General features: G+C 69.1%; 19 protein-coding genes and 3 pseudogenes. 9 read left to right on the top strand and 13 right to left on the bottom strand.

Annotation, left to right across the window (positions count from 1 at the left end; translation table 11 throughout):
* Window positions 1-121: 121 nt before the first annotated feature.
* Both OG841_RS45280 and OG841_RS45285 read right to left on the bottom strand, forming a co-directional pair.
* Window positions 122-313 carry a hypothetical protein gene (locus OG841_RS45280; protein WP_371570111.1) on the bottom strand — a complete coding sequence of 64 codons (192 nt, stop codon included), beginning with the start codon at window positions 311-313 and terminating at the stop codon, window positions 122-124.
* Entirely contained in the window at window positions 310-912 is a 603-nt protein-coding gene (locus tag OG841_RS45285) for an Rv1733c family protein (protein WP_437114303.1), read from the bottom strand. The genes OG841_RS45280 and OG841_RS45285 overlap by 4 nt, the downstream gene beginning before the upstream one ends.
* Window positions 913-1,509: 597 nt before the next feature.
* Here OG841_RS45285 and OG841_RS45290 point away from each other — a divergent pair.
* Window positions 1,510-2,382 (top strand): universal stress protein, encoded by an 873-nt coding sequence (locus tag OG841_RS45290; protein ID WP_371570115.1) that lies wholly within the window; start codon window positions 1,510-1,512, stop codon window positions 2,380-2,382.
* Between the two features lie 105 nt (window positions 2,383-2,487).
* On the opposite strand, the gene OG841_RS45295 is transcribed toward OG841_RS45290, so the two are convergent.
* The 3 genes and pseudogenes from OG841_RS45295 to OG841_RS45305 all read right to left on the bottom strand — a co-directional run.
* On the bottom strand, window positions 2,488-3,783 hold the full coding sequence (locus OG841_RS45295) for an MFS transporter (RefSeq protein ID WP_328636011.1): 1,296 nt from the start codon (window positions 3,781-3,783) through the stop codon (window positions 2,488-2,490).
* On the bottom strand, window positions 3,780-4,319 hold the full coding sequence (locus tag OG841_RS45300) for an ArsR/SmtB family transcription factor (RefSeq protein ID WP_328636010.1): 540 nt from the start codon (window positions 4,317-4,319) through the stop codon (window positions 3,780-3,782). The genes OG841_RS45295 and OG841_RS45300 overlap by 4 nt, the downstream gene beginning before the upstream one ends.
* Window positions 4,320-4,465: 146 nt before the next feature.
* Window positions 4,466-4,744 (bottom strand): annotated as a pseudogene (locus OG841_RS45305) (DUF1152 domain-containing protein); the annotation flags it as partial.
* Window positions 4,745-4,829: 85 nt separating this feature from the next.
* Between OG841_RS45305 and OG841_RS45310 the strand changes: the two are divergent.
* Window positions 4,830-5,496, top strand: a pseudogene (locus OG841_RS45310) (MerR family transcriptional regulator); the annotation flags it as partial.
* A gap of 282 nt (window positions 5,497-5,778) precedes the next feature.
* Here OG841_RS45310 and OG841_RS45315 read toward each other — a convergent pair.
* The 3 genes from OG841_RS45315 to OG841_RS45325 all read right to left on the bottom strand — a co-directional run bounded on the left by OG841_RS45315 (window position 5,779) and on the right by OG841_RS45325 (window position 7,293).
* Complete coding sequence (locus tag OG841_RS45315; protein ID WP_328636009.1) at window positions 5,779-6,138, bottom strand: hypothetical protein; 360 nt, start codon at window positions 6,136-6,138, stop codon at window positions 5,779-5,781.
* A gap of 524 nt (window positions 6,139-6,662) precedes the next feature.
* Window positions 6,663-6,935, bottom strand: a complete 273-nt coding sequence (locus tag OG841_RS45320; protein ID WP_328636008.1) for a hypothetical protein — start codon at window positions 6,933-6,935, stop codon at window positions 6,663-6,665.
* Window positions 6,928-7,293 (bottom strand): hypothetical protein, encoded by a 366-nt coding sequence (locus OG841_RS45325; RefSeq protein ID WP_328636007.1) that lies wholly within the window; start codon window positions 7,291-7,293, stop codon window positions 6,928-6,930. Before OG841_RS45325 ends, OG841_RS45320 begins: the two co-directional genes overlap by 8 nt.
* A 164-nt stretch (window positions 7,294-7,457) precedes the next feature.
* Here OG841_RS45325 and OG841_RS45330 point away from each other — a divergent pair, with 164 nt between their 5' ends.
* The 4 genes from OG841_RS45330 to OG841_RS45345 all read left to right on the top strand — a co-directional run bounded on the left by OG841_RS45330 (window position 7,458) and on the right by OG841_RS45345 (window position 10,023).
* Window positions 7,458-8,072 (top strand): helix-turn-helix domain-containing protein, encoded by a 615-nt coding sequence (locus OG841_RS45330; protein WP_328636006.1) that lies wholly within the window; start codon window positions 7,458-7,460, stop codon window positions 8,070-8,072.
* 371 nt (window positions 8,073-8,443) lie between these two features.
* Complete coding sequence (locus OG841_RS45335) at window positions 8,444-9,067, top strand: RNA polymerase sigma factor (protein ID WP_328636005.1); 624 nt, start codon at window positions 8,444-8,446, stop codon at window positions 9,065-9,067.
* Window positions 9,064-9,735, top strand: a complete 672-nt coding sequence (locus OG841_RS45340) for a hypothetical protein (RefSeq protein WP_328636004.1) — start codon at window positions 9,064-9,066, stop codon at window positions 9,733-9,735. The genes OG841_RS45335 and OG841_RS45340 overlap by 4 nt, the downstream gene beginning before the upstream one ends.
* A gap of 114 nt (window positions 9,736-9,849) precedes the next feature.
* Window positions 9,850-10,023: a hypothetical protein gene (locus tag OG841_RS45345; RefSeq protein ID WP_328636003.1), complete on the top strand. Its 174-nt coding sequence runs from the start codon at window positions 9,850-9,852 to the stop codon at window positions 10,021-10,023.
* 106 nt (window positions 10,024-10,129) lie between these two features.
* On the opposite strand, the gene OG841_RS45350 is transcribed toward OG841_RS45345, so the two are convergent.
* Window positions 10,130-10,747 carry a TetR/AcrR family transcriptional regulator gene (locus OG841_RS45350; RefSeq protein WP_328636002.1) on the bottom strand — a complete coding sequence of 206 codons (618 nt, stop codon included), beginning with the start codon at window positions 10,745-10,747 and terminating at the stop codon, window positions 10,130-10,132.
* 114 nt (window positions 10,748-10,861) lie between these two features.
* On the opposite strand from OG841_RS45350, the gene OG841_RS45355 reads away from it, so the two are divergent.
* Window positions 10,862-11,773 carry an alpha/beta fold hydrolase gene (locus OG841_RS45355; RefSeq protein WP_328636001.1) on the top strand — a complete coding sequence of 304 codons (912 nt, stop codon included), beginning with the start codon at window positions 10,862-10,864 and terminating at the stop codon, window positions 11,771-11,773.
* 593 nt (window positions 11,774-12,366) lie between these two features.
* On the opposite strand, the gene OG841_RS45360 is transcribed toward OG841_RS45355, so the two are convergent.
* The 3 genes from OG841_RS45360 to OG841_RS45370 all read right to left on the bottom strand — a co-directional run bounded on the left by OG841_RS45360 (window position 12,367) and on the right by OG841_RS45370 (window position 14,722).
* Window positions 12,367-13,182 carry an SAM-dependent methyltransferase gene (locus OG841_RS45360; RefSeq protein WP_328635999.1) on the bottom strand — a complete coding sequence of 272 codons (816 nt, stop codon included), beginning with the start codon at window positions 13,180-13,182 and terminating at the stop codon, window positions 12,367-12,369.
* Between the two features lie 186 nt (window positions 13,183-13,368).
* Window positions 13,369-14,310 carry a hypothetical protein gene (locus OG841_RS45365; RefSeq protein ID WP_328635998.1) on the bottom strand — a complete coding sequence of 314 codons (942 nt, stop codon included), beginning with the start codon at window positions 14,308-14,310 and terminating at the stop codon, window positions 13,369-13,371.
* Between the two features lies 1 nt (window position 14,311).
* Window positions 14,312-14,722, bottom strand: coding sequence for a peptidase inhibitor family I36 protein (locus tag OG841_RS45370; protein WP_328635997.1), 411 nt, complete (start codon window positions 14,720-14,722; stop codon window positions 14,312-14,314).
* A gap of 291 nt (window positions 14,723-15,013) precedes the next feature.
* On the opposite strand from OG841_RS45370, the gene OG841_RS45375 reads away from it, so the two are divergent.
* Entirely contained in the window at window positions 15,014-15,469 is a 456-nt protein-coding gene (locus tag OG841_RS45375; protein WP_328635996.1) for a helix-turn-helix domain-containing protein, read from the top strand.
* Window positions 15,441-15,626, top strand: a pseudogene (locus tag OG841_RS45380) (SDR family oxidoreductase); the annotation flags it as partial. The gene OG841_RS45375 and the pseudogene OG841_RS45380, both read left to right, overlap by 29 nt.
* Before the next feature lie 202 nt (window positions 15,627-15,828).
* On the opposite strand, the gene OG841_RS45385 reads toward OG841_RS45380, so the two are convergent.
* Window positions 15,829-16,935, bottom strand: a complete 1,107-nt coding sequence (locus tag OG841_RS45385) for a ferritin-like domain-containing protein (protein WP_328635995.1) — start codon at window positions 16,933-16,935, stop codon at window positions 15,829-15,831.
* Window positions 16,936-17,060: the final 125 nt, after the last annotated feature.

Raw genomic sequence — 17,060 nt, forward strand, 5'->3', positions numbered from 1 at the left:
CTTCGATGCACGCTCGGCGGTCTTCGGCAGCTGCCGCGCCAGGTCGTTCATGGCCCGGCCCGCGGCCAGTTCGTCGCCGATTCCGGACGAGCCTTCCGTGAACGTCGGACCCAGCAGAGGCTCAAGATCGTGGTGAGGCCGGTGCAGGGCTGCGGCGGTAGTCGAGTGCCGACTCGAGCCCCGCCGCCACCAGGAATCCCCGCTCCGGAGGAAGGTCGCGGGCGAAGAGGCTGAAGGTGGCTGGGCCGATCATCCCCTCGTGAAGGGAGGACATGGCGATCGTGACTTCGTACAGATCCCCTGTGTCCGTCACGGACGGAAGCGTGCGGACCACCGGGGTTCCACCAGCCCCCATTCGGCGTCCCATTGCGCGTACCGTCTCCGGTTCAGGACCAGGCGCATGCCCGCCCCGAGCGCGTAGGATCCGGCGCCCACGCCGAACGCCGCCATACCGCCCACCAGCCAGCCGCTGGTCGTCGCGTTGAGCGTGGTCGTCGGCGGCTCGGTGACTTGTCCCTTACGGGTCACCCACACACGTACGGTGGAGCCCTTGGGAGTTCCCGGCTTCACCAGAACCGCGCCCGTCCGCACGACACCGTTGGGGTCGGTCCAGCGAACCCGCGCCGGTCGCTTCACCCAATCGCCACCCCCGGCGGTCGACGTCAGCCGGGCGGTGACCTGGTGCCGTTCCGCTGCCTGGGTCCGCACCGTGTGCATCGACGCTTCGTACGCTGTCAGTCCCGCGCTGACGGCGGCTGCCGGCAGCCCGAGGACGAGAACGACCATCAGAACGCGGCGCATCCAGCACTCGAACGTGTCGGACGCACGCCTCAGGGAGTTCCGGCCCTTGGCCGCGGCATCGCCGCGCCTCGGCGGTGGACCGGGTGTGTATGGCGAACCTTGTGTGCTCATGACCCGCCTTCCAACAATTCGCCGGCCGTCCCCCACCGACTGCTCCCACCGTCGAACGGCAGCGGGGTCGGGGCACAGGGACGAAGGTCCCTGTCGGGCCAGGCTTTTCGGTCCACCGGTAGCCGAAGGGGCCCAGCCCGTGGGCAGCGGTGGCGTCCTCGTGCAGAACCTCGCTCGACAGCCGGACCGTGGGATTTCTATCCGTGGCGGGCTCCGAGGCGGCACTGATCACCTCGGAGGGCTCGCGATCACCGGCAGCCGCGTGCACGAGGCGGAGCGACATACTGTGCCGGGCCGGCTCGGCGGCGCCCCAGTTCACCGCCACCGCCTCCAGGCTCGATTCGGATCCGTCGATGCCGATCACCACGGGAATCGCCACCGCACCCGTCTCCTCTCGTGGCGGGTGCCAGGTGCCAGGTGCCTGGACTTCCTCCCCTCTACGGCTCCGCATGCGCCGGGGAGGATATTGGGGTACTCCTCGTAGGAGAGAAGCACCGCGCTCGGCATGTCGGCGACGTCCGGAGCATGCACGCCATCGGACTCGTTCACCGTCACCCACCGTCGTATCCAGTTTCGTACGAGACGGAGGCCGCCGCCATGCAGCCAGTGATCACCGTGGGCCTCGACGGCTCACCCGAGAGCCTCGCCGCCGCCCGTTGGGCCGCCGACGAGGCGGACAGGCGCAAACTCACGCTGCGCCTGCTGCACGCGTGGCCGCTGCTGGTGCCGGAACCGGCCCGCGTCCCTTCGGACGTCGATCAGAACTACTGGGCGAAGCGCTTCGTCCACACCGCGCGCGCGGAACTGGAATCCAGCCACCCGGGTCTGACCATCATCGGGAGCCTGGTGGCCGACGACGCCCGGAAGGCTTTGCTCCAGGCGGCGTCGGACTCCGAGCTGATCGTGCTCGGCTCACGGGGGCTGGATTCCGTCGGAAGCTACTTCCTGGGTGACGTCAGCATGCCGGTCGTTGCCCGGACACAGCGGCCGGTGGTCCTGGTCCGCACGGGATACAGGACAGCGCAGCCGACGCAGCCGACGCCGGCGAACCGTGTGGTCGTGGCACTGAAACTCCACGGATCCAGCGACGAACTGCTCGACTTCGCCTTCCACACCGCCGCGGTCAGAGGGGTTGCGCTCCTGGCCGTACACGGCCGAAGCGTGCCGCTGCACGCGCGCGTGCCCTGGGGAGTGGACCACGCCGTGACCGAAGAGATGACAGGGGACGCGCAGCAGGAGCTGAGCAAGGCCCTGCACCGCTGGCGCGAGAAGTACCCGCAGGTGGACGCGGCCCACGCCATCCGGCTCGAGACGCCCGCGAAGGCCGTCGTTCATGCTGGCGAAGGCGCCGCGCTGCTCGTCGTCGGCCGGCGCACACACCGGCACGACATGGCACCCCACCTGGGCCACGTGACCCACGCCGCCATCCATCACGGGCGCTGCCCCGTCGCCGTCGTCCCCCATGGCTGAGCCCCGCGACGAACTGAACGACGCCCGGAAAGCCGACATGTAGCAGGCCCACCTTCACTGCGGCGGCCTGGCATACGACTTGTTGTCTCGCCTTGGCGACAGACGTCACAACGAGTCGGGTGCACTCTCCTGGGCGAGATCCTTGTATGCCGGGTGATCCGGGCCGTCGGCCGGGGGAGCGGCCCACAGCGCCGCTTCGACCCGGCGGTTGCTGGTCATGGATGCCGTGATGGCCGTCATCGTCAGGAGGAGGACGGCGGCGGCGTAGAGGGGGGTGCGGATGTCGTAGGTGGTGGCCAGCCAGCCACCGAGGAAGGCCCCGACCGGAGCGGCGCACATGGCCAGCATGCGGGAGGTGGAGGCGACCCGGCCCATGAGGTGGGCCGGGACGATCGCCTGCCGGAGGGAGGGCCCGAGCACCATCGTGGCGCCCATGCCGGCCCCACAGACGGCGAGCGCCAGCCCGGCCACGTACGGGTTCGGGGCAGCGGCCAGGCCCAGGATGGCAAGCCCCTCGACGGCGGCTGTACAGGTCAGTGCGGTGCCGGTGCCGAGTCGTCGGCCAAGGTAGGAGGCGATGCCCGCACCGAGCAGGCCGCCGGTGGCCTCCGCCGTGAGGAGCAGGCCGAAGCCGTAGGTGTCGATGCCGAGTCGGTCGTGTGCGAAGAGGGCGAGGACGGTCTCCACAGCGAGGAAGGCGACGTTCCCGACCGCCGGGCGGAGCGCGAGCCCGAGCAGCAGCCGGTCCCGGAAGACGTACGACGCACCGGCCCGCGCCTGCAGAAGCAGCGACTCGCGGACCTCCGGCACGGGCCGGGGCATGGCGGGCAGCGTACGGACGAGCAGCGCGGAGAGCATGAACGACACCGCGTCGGCGAGCAGCGGAACCGCCCGCCCGAGCGCGAGCAGCGCACTGCCCGCGGGCGGTCCCGCGAAGCCGGACATGGCGGTCTGGGCTCCGCGCAAGCGGGAGTTGGCTCGCTCCAGGAGTGCGGGGTCGCGGCCGAGCAGATCCGGCAGATAGGCCGTGGCGGCCGTATCGAAGAAGAGTCCGCCGAGGCCGAGCAGGAAGGCGACGGCCGCGAGCAGCGGAATGCTCAGCAGGTCGAGTGCAGCCGCTGCCGCCGGTATCGCGAGCAGCACGGCACGCGACGCGTCCATGACCCACATCGTGCGCCGGCGGTCCCAGCGGTCCACCAGCGCACCGCCGAGCACCCCGAAGAGCAGCCACGGCAGCGTACCGGCGGCCGTGACGACGGCGAGCGCCATCGGATCCCGCGTCAACGTCAACGCGATCAGCGGCAGCGCGGCGTGCGACACCCCGTCACCGAGCGAGGACACCGTCTGCGCGGTCCACAGCCGTCCGAACCCGGTCGGCAACTTCCTGACGCCTGAGGTCACTTGGCGCCCCCCTCGGCCTGCTGGCGCGGTGCCGGGTGGAAGAGTGCGAAGACGAGTGACGCGTCCGGCAGTGACGGATCGGACAGCTCCCGGTACTCGTCCGCCAGAGCCTGCAACCGCGCCCCCAGCTGCGCGAACTGCTCCTCGGTGAGCCGCAGATGCGCCATCCGCACGTGCCGCTCGCCGTCCACCGGCGACGCCTCCAAGTCCGCCACCGCATGTCGCATCAGCACATCCGGGCCTCCCTCACCCGGATCGGGCAGCTCGATCGACCGTGCGGCCATCGCGTAATACCGCTCGGTGACACCCCGCACCTTCCGCGTCCGCACCACCTTCACCAGGCCTGCCCGCTCCAACAGCCGCACGTGATAGCTGGAACTTCCCTTCGCAAGGCCCACCCGTTCGGCGATCTGCGTAATCGTCGCCGGCTCGAAGCGGAGCACGGCCATGATCCGGTGGCGCGTCAGATTGGAGACGGCGCGTAGTTGCTCATCCGTGGTGACGTGAAACGTCTCGGGGAGATCATCGGTAGGCATGGGAGCAATGGTCAACGACTCTTGACCATTGAGCAAGGGGATTTCGCGCGGACCTTCGGAATCTGCCCCGCTCTTCGCGCATCAGCGAACGGAACATCGGCAGCAACCGGGTCAGGTCGTGCATTTTCGCGTGGTTGTTGCTGTCGTCGGTGCGGGATTTCGTCGAGCCTGCTCACGGCGGCCAGGCTCGCCTTGTCCTCCTCCGGGGTGCCGGGACCGTGTTCGTCACCGCGCATCAGGATGTCGGTCCCGCCGTCCACCAGCACGACCGCGTCGGCATCGCCGAGATGTGCGATCAGCGTCCGGTAGGCCGTCCGCAGTGGACCGACACCGGTGCTCGGGAACGCGTACACGGTCGACTCCAGATCCTGCGTCGCGAGCCGCTGGGCGAGCGTCCGTTCGGCAAAGAAGTCGCCGCGCAGGGGGGCGGAGGCATTGTCAAAACTTGTGGAGCGATCGGCAGACGGATGGGCTTGAGTCTCCCGTAGGGGGAGACGTCAAAGTGGGGGCATGGACGGCGACGCGCTCTACTCGATCGGCGAACTGGCCCGGCGGACCGGCCTGACGGTCAAGACCATTCGGTTCTACTCCGATCGCGGAATCGTGGCGCCAACGGACCGCAGCCCAGCCGGCTACCGCCTCTACAACGTCGACGCCGTCGCGCGCCTGCCCCTTGCGGACTCTGCGGGACCTGGGGGTGGACCTGCCCACGATCCGCAGGGTCGTGGACCGGGAACTCCCGCTTCCCGAGGTCGCCGCAACGCACGCCGAAGCCCTGGCCGTGCAGATCCGCGTCCTGACCCTGCGGCATGCGGTGCTGACGGCGGTGGCCGAGCGTGGGCTCACTGCTCAAGAGACGGATCTCCTGCACAAGCTGACCCACCTCTCCGAGGACGAACGCCGACGTCTGATCGGGGACTTCCTCGATGCCGCCTTCGGCAGTCTCGACACCGACTCCGCGTTGGCGGGGATCTGGCGCTCGATGACCCCCGAGATACCCGACAGCCCCCAGGCGGAGCAGGTCCGGGCGTGGGTGGAGTGGGCCGAACTGGCCGCAGACCCGGATTTCCGCGCCAGCGTACGGCGGATGTCCGAGGACCACGCGGCCGAACAGGCGCAAGGCGACACCACGGGCCCGCACCGCGACCTCGGTGCAGTCGTCCGTGACCGGGTCGGCTCGCCTGGCTGGTCAGGGTTTCCCGGCACCCGGTGCTGGTGCCGGGAACGCCACAACCCGCCCGCTGGGTTGCCGCGACTCGGGCCCGCCCCAGGACTGGCCGACGACGAACAGACGGGGGTTGTCCCCACGGCTGAGCGCGCAGGCGAAGGCGCCGCGATCCAGGTGGACAGTAGCGAGCACCTCACCTGATTCGATCGAGGAACCGACCCGCGCACTGGTGGGACCGGCAGCCGGTCAACTCACCGTGCCCACTGAGAACGCATCAGCCCCGGCCCCTGCTCATGAAGTGAAGTCGGCGAGGTACGCCAGCCCTGCCAGGAGTCCTGCGTAGGCCAGGACCAATAGCAGACTGAAGAAGATCAGGACCCAACCGGTCACGATACCGAGCAACGCGACGCCGCGGTCGCGGCCGCCCAGGTGCTTGCCCCGACGGCGGCCGAGGTGTCCGGCGGGGACGGCGACAACGCCGAACGCGAACACCAGGAACGTGTACCACCCGCCGTACAGCAGCCACAACATCGGCGTCATGATGATGCCCACGATCAGACCGGCGCCCAAAGAGGCGGACCAGATGCTGATCCGAGCAGGCGTATTGCGAGTAACTCCCGCCGCGTCAGTGTCCTGAGTAGCTTCGGTCACGTTTGATTCCCCCTGGCTGGTACCGGCGAGCCACTCTACGAGAACCGCCTGCCTGAGTGATATGCGCGACCGGAGGTGTGCGGACGCCCACGGTGATTGCCCCCAAGACTGTGGTCGTGTCAGCGGCCCGTACCGGCCCCGTGGTCGGCGAGTGAAGCGTAGGGCAGGGCTGTGACACTCCGTGCGGAGCCCCCGGCGCCCCGCGTCTCCCGGGGCTGAAGGAGACCTGGCCTCAGGTGGACACGCCGTCGCGGTGCTCGGGTCCTGGATCTGCTTCGAAGACGAGGCCGGGCTCTCGATGACGCCGCCAACGACCCGAAGGTGGACCGATTCCGGCGACCTGCTGACCGCCAACAAATCGGCGCGCAGGGCGTGCTCGTATGGGACAACTGTGAGACTCGTGGGGCGCCGTCCGGGGCCAGGGTCTGACCCGTGGGACGACTGGCCCAGGCTGCCTTGTTCGAGACCGGACTCCGTGGCCGAGTGCGGTCGGCGGGCTCGGCGAGAGACTGGTCCACGGACCGTCAACGGCGGCGCGCCGTCAGCAACCAGGCGAGGTCGATCACTGCGATCGCTCCCCAGATCGAGCAGACGACGGTGCCTGCAGTCGGCGCCAGCGCCGTGGCGAGGGCGCCCAAGCCGACGGTGCCCAGCACTACTCCGCCGCTGCGTCCCCATGCCAATGACGCGCGCAGTGGGCCCGGTTCAGCCAGCCGGTCGGCCAGGTAGGCATCGAAGGCTTCCGCGACCTGGTCGTCGATGTCGTCCCGCATCCGGGCATCCAGCGAGTCAGGCATGGACGGCCACCCGTTGCACCACGGCTGCCCGAACGGAAGCCGCCCTTGGAGGCCGCAGCGCGGCGACAGCGCACAATATCGCCAGGGGCAGTTCCAGGGTGCAGGCCAGTGCCAACGAGAACACCACGTCGCGCCCGGGCGCCATGACGTCGAACCATGCGTCGACCAGTAACAGCACGGCTGTCGCGATCGACGCCAGCGGCGCCCGGTGGTCGCCGCGATGCATCAGCACCGCCGACGTCAGCAGACCGGCGATCTCCAACACATCGAAGCCGACCCAGGCGACCCGCCAGTGCTGCGCCGGATAGGGACCCGGCAGCGTCGTCCACAGCACCGCGAGCCACGGCACCAGCGCCACCCCCGCAGCGAGTAACACCCTTCCGATCAGGTCTTTCCGCACCTCAACCCCCAGAGTCCCGGCACCCGCCAGGTGCCTTCCCGAATCAACGTAGCGATTACAGAGACATTCTGCAAACAATCTCTGCAATGACTGCAGAGGGTCTCTGCAGTACGCTGATCGGCATGGTCGAGCGCCCCGAGAAGAGAGTGCTCACCGGCCCGGACCTCAAAGCCTTCTACAAGGCCCTGTCCAACCCGGTGCGCCGCGACATCCTGAGCTACCTCGGCCAGCACGGCGAAGCGAACTCCACCAGCGTCGCCAAGGCGCTCGGCGAAAGTACCGGCACCACCAGCTACCACCTGCGCAAACTCGCTGACCTCAAGCTGATCGCCGAGATCGAGGAACGGTCCGCCGGTCGGGAACGCTGGTGGAAGTCGCTCATGACGGACATCTTCACGCCGCCGGGCCTGGAACTGACGGCCGACGAACGCGAGGCCGCGGTCAAGATCGGCGCGCTCAAGATGACCCATGACCTGAACCTGGTCGTGAGCGCATACGCCGGATACGACGCCTCCGCGGGCTGGAACCAGATCTACCGCTCCGGGCTGCGGATGACGAAGGAACAGGTCGCCACGTTCGTCGAGGAGTATCAGACGCTGCTGCGCAAGTACCTGACCGAGCCCGGCGACCACCCACCCGACTCACGGAGCATGGCCGTACGCCTGGTGGTTGTGCCCGACGAAGGACCCCGGCCCACCCTGCCGGCCGAGTCGGACGACGATCAGCGCCGCATCTGACGACAGAAGGTGAAGTTCCAGGACCGTCCCCGTTCACGCGCCGTGTGCGAGAGCGGGCTCTGTTTGCGCAGTGGGGTGTGATGCAGAACACCGTGCGTGTGCGCAAGCGTGTTCGGTACGTACTTCGGGTGGATTACGCCTGGTCAGAGCGCTACGGAGAGTGACTAGCGGCGCTTGTTGAAGGTTGCACAGTGTCTGTACGCGGACACGTCGGGTGTCTTTTTCAAACGGGCGTGAGTGTTCCGCCCGGCAAATCACTTAGCTAGGACACAGGCCCAACGGCCTTTCGGCGCGTGTGAGTTGGCGCCGGGTCCCTGATTGCCTCCATGGAGAGGATCTTTGCTCATGTCCCCTGCCGACAGGAGCCGGTCGTGACGTACGACGACGTCCCCGAGGGCGCCTCGCCGACGGAGCCCGGCGCCGGGCTCTCGCAGTCCATGTTCGTCCCCCTCGACCTGGAAGTGGACTTCGAGGCCTTCTACCTCGGGCACCACGAGGTCTTCCACGCGTACGCCGAAGTCCACTTCGGTAACCGGGAGACCGCGGAAGAGGTCATCCACGAGGTCTTCCTCGAGATCCACGCCGGCTGGTCGCAGCTGCTGAGCGCGGGCAACCTCGAACAGGGCGCATGGGCGATCGTGCGGCGAATCGTCCACAACCGCCTCGACGCGGAAGGGCGGGGACCGGCGTTCGTCATCAACGGCCCCATCGCCCAGGCCCTCGACACGGCGCTCGTCACGGCCCGCGACAAGCTCCGGAAGATGGAGTCCACCAGCGGCCTGTACGAGGCGATCGCCGAACTCCCCGACCGCCAGTTCGAGGTGATCGTGCTGCGCTACATACTCGGCTACCCGACCGCCAAGGTCGCCTGGTACATCGGCATCGACGACCGCACCGTCGGCCACCATCTGCGCCGCGCCAAGGAACGCCTGCGCCTCAAGCTCGGTCTGCCCGAGACCCCGAAGAAGTCCAAGCACAAAGGAGTGGGAGCGTGAGCACCACCATCAACGACCTCCTGGAAGGCGCCCGCTTGCCGGTCGCCCCGCGAAGCGGCGCCGACGTCGCCGCAGGGCTGCGCCGACTGGCCGCCGACGCCTCCCGCCGTACCCCCACCACCGAGGTCACCCGCGCAGCCCAGGCCGGACAGCGCCTCGCGGTGGTGTGCCGGTGGGTCCTCAATGAACCCGACGCCGCCGCCCACGTCGCGAAGATCGCCGAAGGCCCCGAACGCGGCCCGCTGACCGAAGACGAACTCGACGTCGACGGCGCCCTCGTGTACGCCTGCCTGCTGTCTCTGACCGGGCACCCCGAGTCCGCCCAGTTCTGGTGGCAGCTCGCCGCCGGCGCCGGCAGCCGCGCCGCCGCGTACTGCCTGCACCTGCACCACCTGTGCCTGGGCGAATCCCGGCGGGCCCGGCACTGGTTTCACCAGCTCACCCACTCCATGGCCGACACCGCACCGCCCGACGCCGCCTTCCTCGACGGCCTGGAGATCTTCGCCCGCTACGTGCGCGCCAACGGATCCGGCGCCCATGCGCCCACCGGCCGCCTGGAGAGCGAGGTCGACCGGCTCGCCGCCCGCACCCCGCACTCCTCCGTGATCGTGGCCCGGCCCGACCGTCAGCTCGTGGCCCGGCTCCAGGAGTTCACCGAAGGCCGCTGATCCGCGGCCCCAGACACGACACAGCGAAGGGGAGTCCTTGACCCGGCCACCGGTTCCGAGGCCATCGGCCGGCCGGACTCCCCGTCAGAACGCCATCCAGAAGGGACGTCTGACATGAACCCCAGCCCCCGCACGCCCCGCACGGGCCGGGAACGGCTGATCGCCGCCGGGAAGTGGATCGCGCGACGGCGGCGCACCGCTCTCGCACATCTGCTCCGTGGCGCCTGTTATGGCGCCGGGACCGGAGCCGTCGGCCTGATCTTCATGTGGATGGAACGCCAACTCTGAGTGGTCTGCCTTTGGTGAGCTGGTTGGCTGGGAGGTGGCGTCCGGGAGCTCCCCGACCGCATCTCGTCATCGACGCCGACACCCGTCCGGGTTAAGCGACCGCCTATCAATCAGCGGCCTCACCGGTGCGGAAGATCCGGTTCAGGTGGTGGTCCAGGACGGCGATGGCGGACTCCGGGCTGCGCTGGCCGACAAGGATGCTGGTTCCGAGTCCTGCGGACATGGCAAGCAGGCCGGCTGCCTCCAACTGCGCGTCCACGCCCGGGTTGAGCAGAGCTGCCTCCTGCGCCTGCCGGAGGAGCCGGGTTACCGCGCCTTCTGCGGCATCCGGGCTCTTGATGAAGGGTTGGGCGGCGAGTGCCTGATCGGTCACGGCCAGAACGGCGTACGAGGTGTAGACGAAGTGGAAGGTGCGGCTGTCCTCGTCGGTCGGCAGCGCCGCCATCAGTAGCGCCTCGATCATTTCCCGCGGCCCCGGACTGTCCCCGGCGGCCTGCACACGGGCGGAGGCCCGTTCCCCGAACCGCTCCGTCAGGTGCTCCAGTCCGAAGAGCAGCAGCTTCTCCTTGGTCTCGAAGTAGTACTGCACCAGCCGCAGCGACACACCTGCCTCTGCTGCCACATCGCGCATGCCCACGGCATGCAGCCCGCGTCGCCCGGCGACCCGGACCAGTGCCTCGGCGATCGCGGTGCGCCGTTCCGTGTGGTCCACGCGCTTGGGCATCGGCCGTTTCTCCGCTCGTCGTTCCACTGGTGCGGCCCCAGTCGGCTCTTGATGATACAGCCGTACCAATATCGTGGTACGTTCGTATCACGAAAATGAGATCCGGAGGGGACCGTGTCCGACACTGCTGTCCGTGCCCGAGCCGACATAGGCCGCTATGTGAGCGATGCCTGGCGCGACCGCTACTTCGCGGCTTGCGACGCTGTCTATGCACTGGGCGCACCCGCGCTCGCGGAACAGGACGTGGAGACGTCCTTCGGCACCACGCATGTCTATCGCTACGGCCCCGAGGACGAGGCCGCTCGATCCCGCACTCCCGTCGTCCTGGTGCACGGGGCGGGCTCGTGCTCCGCCATGTGGTACCCGAACACTCCCGCCCTCAGCGCCGACCGCCCGGTCTACGCGATCGACACCCCGGGTGATCCCGGCCGCAGCGAGCAGCGCGAATCGATCCACCAACCCGAGCGCGCCGCACAGTGGCTGGACGAGACCCTCGCCGGACTCGGTCTCGACCGCGTGCACCTCGTCGGTACCTCCTACGGCGGATGGCTCACCCTGAACCAGGCGCACCGCAGGCCCGGTCGCCTCGCCTCGGTCACGCTGCTCGACCCTGGCGGCCTGGAAAAAGTGGGACTGCGTTTCTTCGTCTGGATCTTCGCCGGCCTTTTCGCGACCTTCGCGCCCACAGCACTGCGCCCGCGGCTGGCGGCCTGGCTGGAACAGCCGGTCCTCGTCATGCCGGAACTGCGCACGATGATCAGAACGGCCCTTCGCGCCTATCGCATACGCCGCCCGGCCCCGCTTCCGCTGTCCGAGGAAGAGTTGTCCACCATCAGGACTCCGCTCTACCTCGTGCTCGGCAAGCGAAGCCTGCTCGTGCACCCGCAGCGGCAGGCGGAGCGTGTGCCGCGCCTGGTCCCCGGTGCCCGAGCCGAGATCATCTCCGACACGGGCCACGGGCCGCAGATCGACCACGCGGAGGAGATCAACCGCAGGATGCTGAACTTCATGGCCTCCGTCGACTGACAGTTCCTTCAGGGGAGGCCTCTGCCCAGCGAGTGGGGATGTTTGAGGAGGTCCACTTGCCGGGCCTGAACCTCAAGGTGCGCCGGCTCACGACCGCCGATGGCAACGTGGTGTCGATGCGGCGGGATGTGGGCGGCCGGCAGGTGTCCGCAGTGCGGGCATCCCGCCACGCGGGCCCGCAGCCTGAATCGGCGTCAGATACCCAGCCGAGCGCGGTTTCGGCACGGTTGGAGTGGGGCGTCTCCAGGCCGAAGAGTTCCGACAGAGGCGCCTCGTCGGGGCTGGCACGGACGATCCGGCGGTAGAGGTCCTTGTCCACCAGGGCAGGAGGCCCGTCCTCCTCCGGTCCCGGCAGGCGGACCGGAGTACCCTTCTTGGCGCTACCGGCCGTGTCGGACAGGTCGGTCCTGTAGGCCTTGCGCTTGCTCATGGTGATCAGCCCAGCACGCCCACGGCCGCCGGTTGGCCGGGGGATAGCAGCCTGCCACACGTCCAGGTGATGGCCACGCTCCTACGTACGCACGTCAAGCTCTCTGCGCCTCGGCCTCCGCTGCCGCCCGCGCCACCTCACATCACGGCACTACAGCGCGACGTCACGGCTTGCGGGCGAGTCCGCCGTGTTCGGCGATGACTTCCGGGGCCGGGCCGGTGGGGTCGGGCCGCCAGTGGGGGACCGAGACGACGCCGGGTTCCAGCAGCTCCAGGCCGTCGAAGAGCGAGGTGATCTCGTCGACGGTGCGCAGGTTGTACGGCACGGCGCCGCTCTCGTTGTAGGCGTCCTGGGCCTCCTCGAAGACCGGGTCGAAGCCTCGCGAACCATCGTTGATGGAGAGGTAGCTGCCGGACGGCAGCGCTCCCATCAGGCGGGTGATGATGGAGCGCGCCTGGTCGTAGTCGGCGACGTGGCCCAGGATGTTGCTGAGGATCAGGGCGGTGGGCCGGCTGAAGTCCAGCGTGTCGGCAGCGGCCGCGAGGATGCGGTCCGGGTCCAGCACGTTGGCGTCGACGTAGGCGGTCGCCCCCTCCGGAGTGGAGTAGAGCAGGGCTCGGGCGTGTGCCAGGACCATGGGGTCGTTGTCTACGTAGACGATCCGGGTCTCGGGGGCGAGCCGCTGGGCGACCTCATGAGTGTTCTCGGCGGTCGGCAGGCCCGTTCCGACATCCAGGAACTGTCGTATGCCCGCCTCGGCGACCAAGTACGTGATGTTGCGGCGCAGGAACGCACGGCTGCTGCGGGCGATGGTCACGATGCCGGGGAACACGGCGGTGTACGCGTCGCCGGCCTGCTCGTCGACGGGGTAGTTGTCCTTCCCGCCCAGCCAGTAGTTCCAGATACGGGCCGAGTGCGGCACCGAGGTGTCGATCTTCTGATGCGCCGCCGGTCCGGGCGTGCTCGCGTGGTCGGGCATGTCCACCGTCCGTCTTTCAGCTGAAGCGAGGAGTTCCGGTCACAACTTATGTCCCGACGCCCGTGCCCCGTACGTCAGTTCACATAACCGGTGCGTCTTGGCCGGAGTCTCAGGGTGATCGTCGGTGGTGGTGTTCTGGTACGGGGCTTGGCAAGGCTGGTCAGTGGGTGCTTGTGGTGGGGTGCCCTACCCCCGGCTCCGGGACTCGGCCCGGATCAGCTCCCTCGCCTTGGGGAGCGCGGCCAGCCGCCGGGACCGGAACTCACTTATCCAGCTGGTGAGTTCGGGACCCTGGTCCGCGAACCGGTCCTGTTCCAGGGCCACAGCGGTGGTGAGCAGCCGATGCTCTTGTCCGCACGCGGCGTCGGCCGTGGCCACGCGGATCTCCGCCGCCCGGCCGCCCTTGTGCGCGGCGGTCTGGCCGCCCTGTCGGGCCTCCTGCGGGGTGGCGAAGGAGAAGCCACGGTTCGCCATGCAGGTACGCCAGCCGCCGAGCGCCGACCGGTATGCCTTGGCGTCACGCACGTCCTGAGCGATGTGTCCCTCCAGGTTGGCGGTGACGTGCTGGCTGATCAGATAGCCGCGCAGGTCGTCGCCGTACAGACGCTTGCGTGCCTGTGCGACGCATCCCTCGGTGGCGATCACCAGGCCCTGCCCATCGGGGAGTTCGACCTGCGGGCGGCTGGCCGCAGTGCCGTACAGGGCGGTCTCGTATGCCCGTTGGTCGTCGGGCGAGAGCGTGCGCTGGTAGGCCTCGTTCGGGTCAGGTGAAGTGAAGTCGGCCCGCCGCTGTCCGGCGGAGGTCTCGCTGTAGCCGTATCCGTGGGCGCGGGCGGCGGCGACGTCGGCGGTGCCGTAGCGCTGCTCCGCCGCGGGCCGGGAGGAGGCGGCGAGCGGTTCGGCGACGAACCGCAGACCGGAGCGGGCCATGCACGTGTGCACGATCAGGTCCTCCGCGTACAGCAGCCGGGCGTCCTCCGCGGGGGTCAGCGACCTGGGCAACGGCCCTGTGAGAGTGGGCCCATTGGTCGCGGACGCGGGGCCGACGGCGGCCGGCGTGGAGCAGCCGGCCGCCGTCGCGATCACCACGGCGAGGCACGCCCCCACGAGTGATCGGTGGGAACGCATGTCAGCAGGCCGCGGCGTCGCTGGTGCTCCACGGCCAGTCGTTGCTGCTGCCGGCGTTGTACGCGACGCGGTCCCGCCCGTCGGGGTCACCGGTTCCGCGGGCGTTCGCGCTCCAGTTGGCGCTTCCGAAGTTGGGGTCCACCCAGATGCGTGCCCAGCGTCCGCTCGTGCCGTTGTTGAACCACGAGGCGCTGATGTTGTCGCGGCCGAAGGACGACCAGTAGCGGTTGCAGTCCTGCAGATACGAGTGACTGCCGCTGTAGTTCAGTCCGCTGTAGACGCACAGCGCCCCGGACGGACAGCCGGAGGGGGCCGCGGCGAGCGCGGAGGCGGGCGGGGAGGCGGTCAGCATGGTTCCGCCCGCCAGTACGAGTGCTCCGGCGATGGTGCCGATGGTCTTGGTGTAGCGCATCGATTCTCCCTCTCGACGTACTGGTGGGGCTGTCGGTGACAGATGGACTCCGGCGGCCGGTGCAGACGGTTTCAATGCCGTGCGACGGCTGGCAACGAACCGGCGTCCGGTGGGATGGTGGGACGCGGTTAGGCGGCTCAGCGGGGGACTTGGCCCCCCGGCTGGGACGGGGGTGGGATGCGGCAGCGGACACCGTTCGGACGTGGGACCGGTGTTCCCAAGTCGCGTCACCAGAAGGTCAGTTCACGTTCATGGGCCAGTTCCATCGACCTGCTGACGGGGGGAGCGATCATGGAACGATCGGATACGGCTGAGCGATTAGCGGCGCATCTGCGGATGCTGAAGAGCCGTGCGGGGGTGAGCTACGCGACTCTGGCGCAGCGGACCGGGACCAGCCGCTCCGCCCTGCACCGCTACTGCTCGGGGGACAAGGTCCCCCTCGGCTTCGGCCCTGTGCACGCGTTCGGCACGGCCTGCGGCGCGACCCACGGGGAACTGCGGGAGGCGCACCGGCTGTGGGCGCTCGCGGATGCCGGACGCTGCGCGACCGCGCCCGGCACGGAGCCCGCCGAGGCCGCGCCGGTGGCCGGCTCACCCATGCCCTGGCGATGGGTCCTGCGGGGAACAGCGGCAGTGGTCGCCCTCTCGGCCGCCTTCGCGGTTCTCCGCGGCCGACAGCCCAGAGTGCCGCTGCACCCTCAGGTGGATTGGGGACCTGTTGCGAAAGTGGAACTCGGCCCTAGATGATCACGCGCTCGGCGTCTCCCCACGCCAACCCATCCCTGAACTCGACGCACCCGACCCCGCCGGCCATGTCGCCACCCCGGACGAGATCGCCGAACTCGTCGCCTTCCCGGTCAGTGACGAAGCCTCCTTCATCACCGGTGCGGCGTTGCCCATCGATGGAGGGGCAACGGTTCAGCGAACCGTGCCCCTCGACTGCGAGGAGACCTCCTACCTGGACAGCATGACCGTCACCAGCGTCATGGGACTGCACGTGACCGACGATGCTGAGCCGGCCAGGCGTGAGAATCACTGGGGCGTCGGTGCGGAAATCCGGCGCCTGTGTGTTCTCGACGTCTCACCGCTTACCGTGCACGAGCTCGTCAGGGGAGTACGTGGAACTGGGGGCCGTATGTGCTGTGAGTGCCGGGGATTTCGGTCTCCATCAGCCGAACGGCGGGTTCTTCCAGGGCGCGCATGGCGTGAATGGCCGTACCCAGGGAGCGGGGACCGCCGTCGCCCCAGGCGGCGTCGAGGGAGTCGAGCAAGGTGGTGTAGGTGGTGTCGAACCGGTCCAGGAACTGTTGCACGGGCGCCGGCGGGCGGTCCCAGCCGCCGGCCGGGACCGGGGCCATGGGGCGTGCGTCGGGGAAGGGGACGGGCGCCCCGGTGAACGTCCAGCCGGTGTCGGTCTGCCGCAGTTGCCGGCCGTGGTAGATCTCGCCGAAGGCGTAGTAGTGGGCCGGGTGGTCGTCGGCGAAGGAGTCGGCCGGGGAGCTGCTCGTGCCCTCGCCCTGTTCCCTGATGATGTCGATGGAGCGCTCTGCGTCCAGGAGGGTCTCGACCGGCCGCAGTTCATCGGATCCGATGTGGGCGCTCAACTGTCCGGAAGCCGACAACTGCGGGGCCACGGTCCTGAAGCCCTGCAGCACGGCGCCGTAGAAGGCGCCGATGGTGGGCGGGGCGCTGTCGCTGAGGGCGAGTGGTTCCTCGGGGGCTTCGATGGCCATCATCACGTCGTGCACGAAGGACCTGGTCAGACCCGACAGGTACACGGTCACGCCGGCGTGTACGCCGCCGGGCAGCGGGCCCGGGTAGGTGGGTGCCGCCGCCCTGATCTGTGGCTTGCCACCCACGGCCACGAGCAGGTTGCACACCACGCCCAGGTGGTACATCTCATCGTCGATGACGCGCCGGATCAGACGCGCGGCATCCGTGCCGCGGTCCCTGATGGACCACCAGCCGCACAGGTACGGCGGGATGGTGGACAGTTCCAGCGCCACGGCGACCTGTAGCGCCGACCTGAGCCAGTCGATATCGCGGCCGGCCTCGGGCATGGCCAGCAGGCGCTCCACGGAGTCGAGAGGCCACGGGTCGGCTGGTCCGTTGTGCGGACCCGCGGCCGACGCCGGTGCGGCTGTCGCGGTGACCGACGCACCGGCCGTCACGGCGGCAGTGGCCAGGAAAGTCCTGCGCTTGAATGGAGCCATCGCTGGCCTCTTGGCGTCTTCCCTCACATCAGTCTCCCTCGCCTCGCAGTCGTGGCCCTGCTTCCGCTGCAGGCGTACGGGACCACAGATCAGCTGGCGAAGCTAGCAGGCATCACCGCAGATGA

Origin of the sequence: Streptomyces canus, from assembly GCF_041435015.1 — a bacterium.
Lineage (GTDB): Bacteria > Actinomycetota > Actinomycetes > Streptomycetales > Streptomycetaceae > Streptomyces > Streptomyces canus_G.

What these genes read in the sequence shown, in the direction of transcription:
- OG841_RS45360 (WP_328635999.1), bottom strand. Translation starts at nt 13,182, where the DNA reads ATGCCCGACCACGCGAGCACGCCCGGACCGGCGGCGCATCAGAAGATC.
- OG841_RS45320 (WP_328636008.1), bottom strand. Translation starts at nt 6,935, where the DNA reads ATGCCTGACTCGCTGGATGCCCGGATGCGGGACGACATCGACGACCAG.
- OG841_RS45365 (WP_328635998.1), bottom strand. Translation starts at nt 14,310, where the DNA reads ATGCGTTCCCACCGATCACTCGTGGGGGCGTGCCTCGCCGTGGTGATC.
- OG841_RS45385 (WP_328635995.1), bottom strand. Translation starts at nt 16,935, where the DNA reads ATGGCTCCATTCAAGCGCAGGACTTTCCTGGCCACTGCCGCCGTGACG.
- OG841_RS45375 (WP_328635996.1), top strand. Translation starts at nt 15,014, where the DNA reads ATGGAACGATCGGATACGGCTGAGCGATTAGCGGCGCATCTGCGGATG.
- OG841_RS45300 (WP_328636010.1), bottom strand. Translation starts at nt 4,319, where the DNA reads ATGCCTACCGATGATCTCCCCGAGACGTTTCACGTCACCACGGATGAG.
- OG841_RS45290 (WP_371570115.1), top strand. Translation starts at nt 1,510, where the DNA reads ATGCAGCCAGTGATCACCGTGGGCCTCGACGGCTCACCCGAGAGCCTC.
- OG841_RS45285 (WP_437114303.1), bottom strand. Translation starts at nt 912, where the DNA reads ATGAGCACACAAGGTTCGCCATACACACCCGGTCCACCGCCGAGGCGC.
- OG841_RS45370 (WP_328635997.1), bottom strand. Translation starts at nt 14,722, where the DNA reads ATGCGCTACACCAAGACCATCGGCACCATCGCCGGAGCACTCGTACTG.
- OG841_RS45330 (WP_328636006.1), top strand. Translation starts at nt 7,458, where the DNA reads ATGGTCGAGCGCCCCGAGAAGAGAGTGCTCACCGGCCCGGACCTCAAA.
- OG841_RS45345 (WP_328636003.1), top strand. Translation starts at nt 9,850, where the DNA reads ATGAACCCCAGCCCCCGCACGCCCCGCACGGGCCGGGAACGGCTGATC.
- OG841_RS45350 (WP_328636002.1), bottom strand. Translation starts at nt 10,747, where the DNA reads ATGCCCAAGCGCGTGGACCACACGGAACGGCGCACCGCGATCGCCGAG.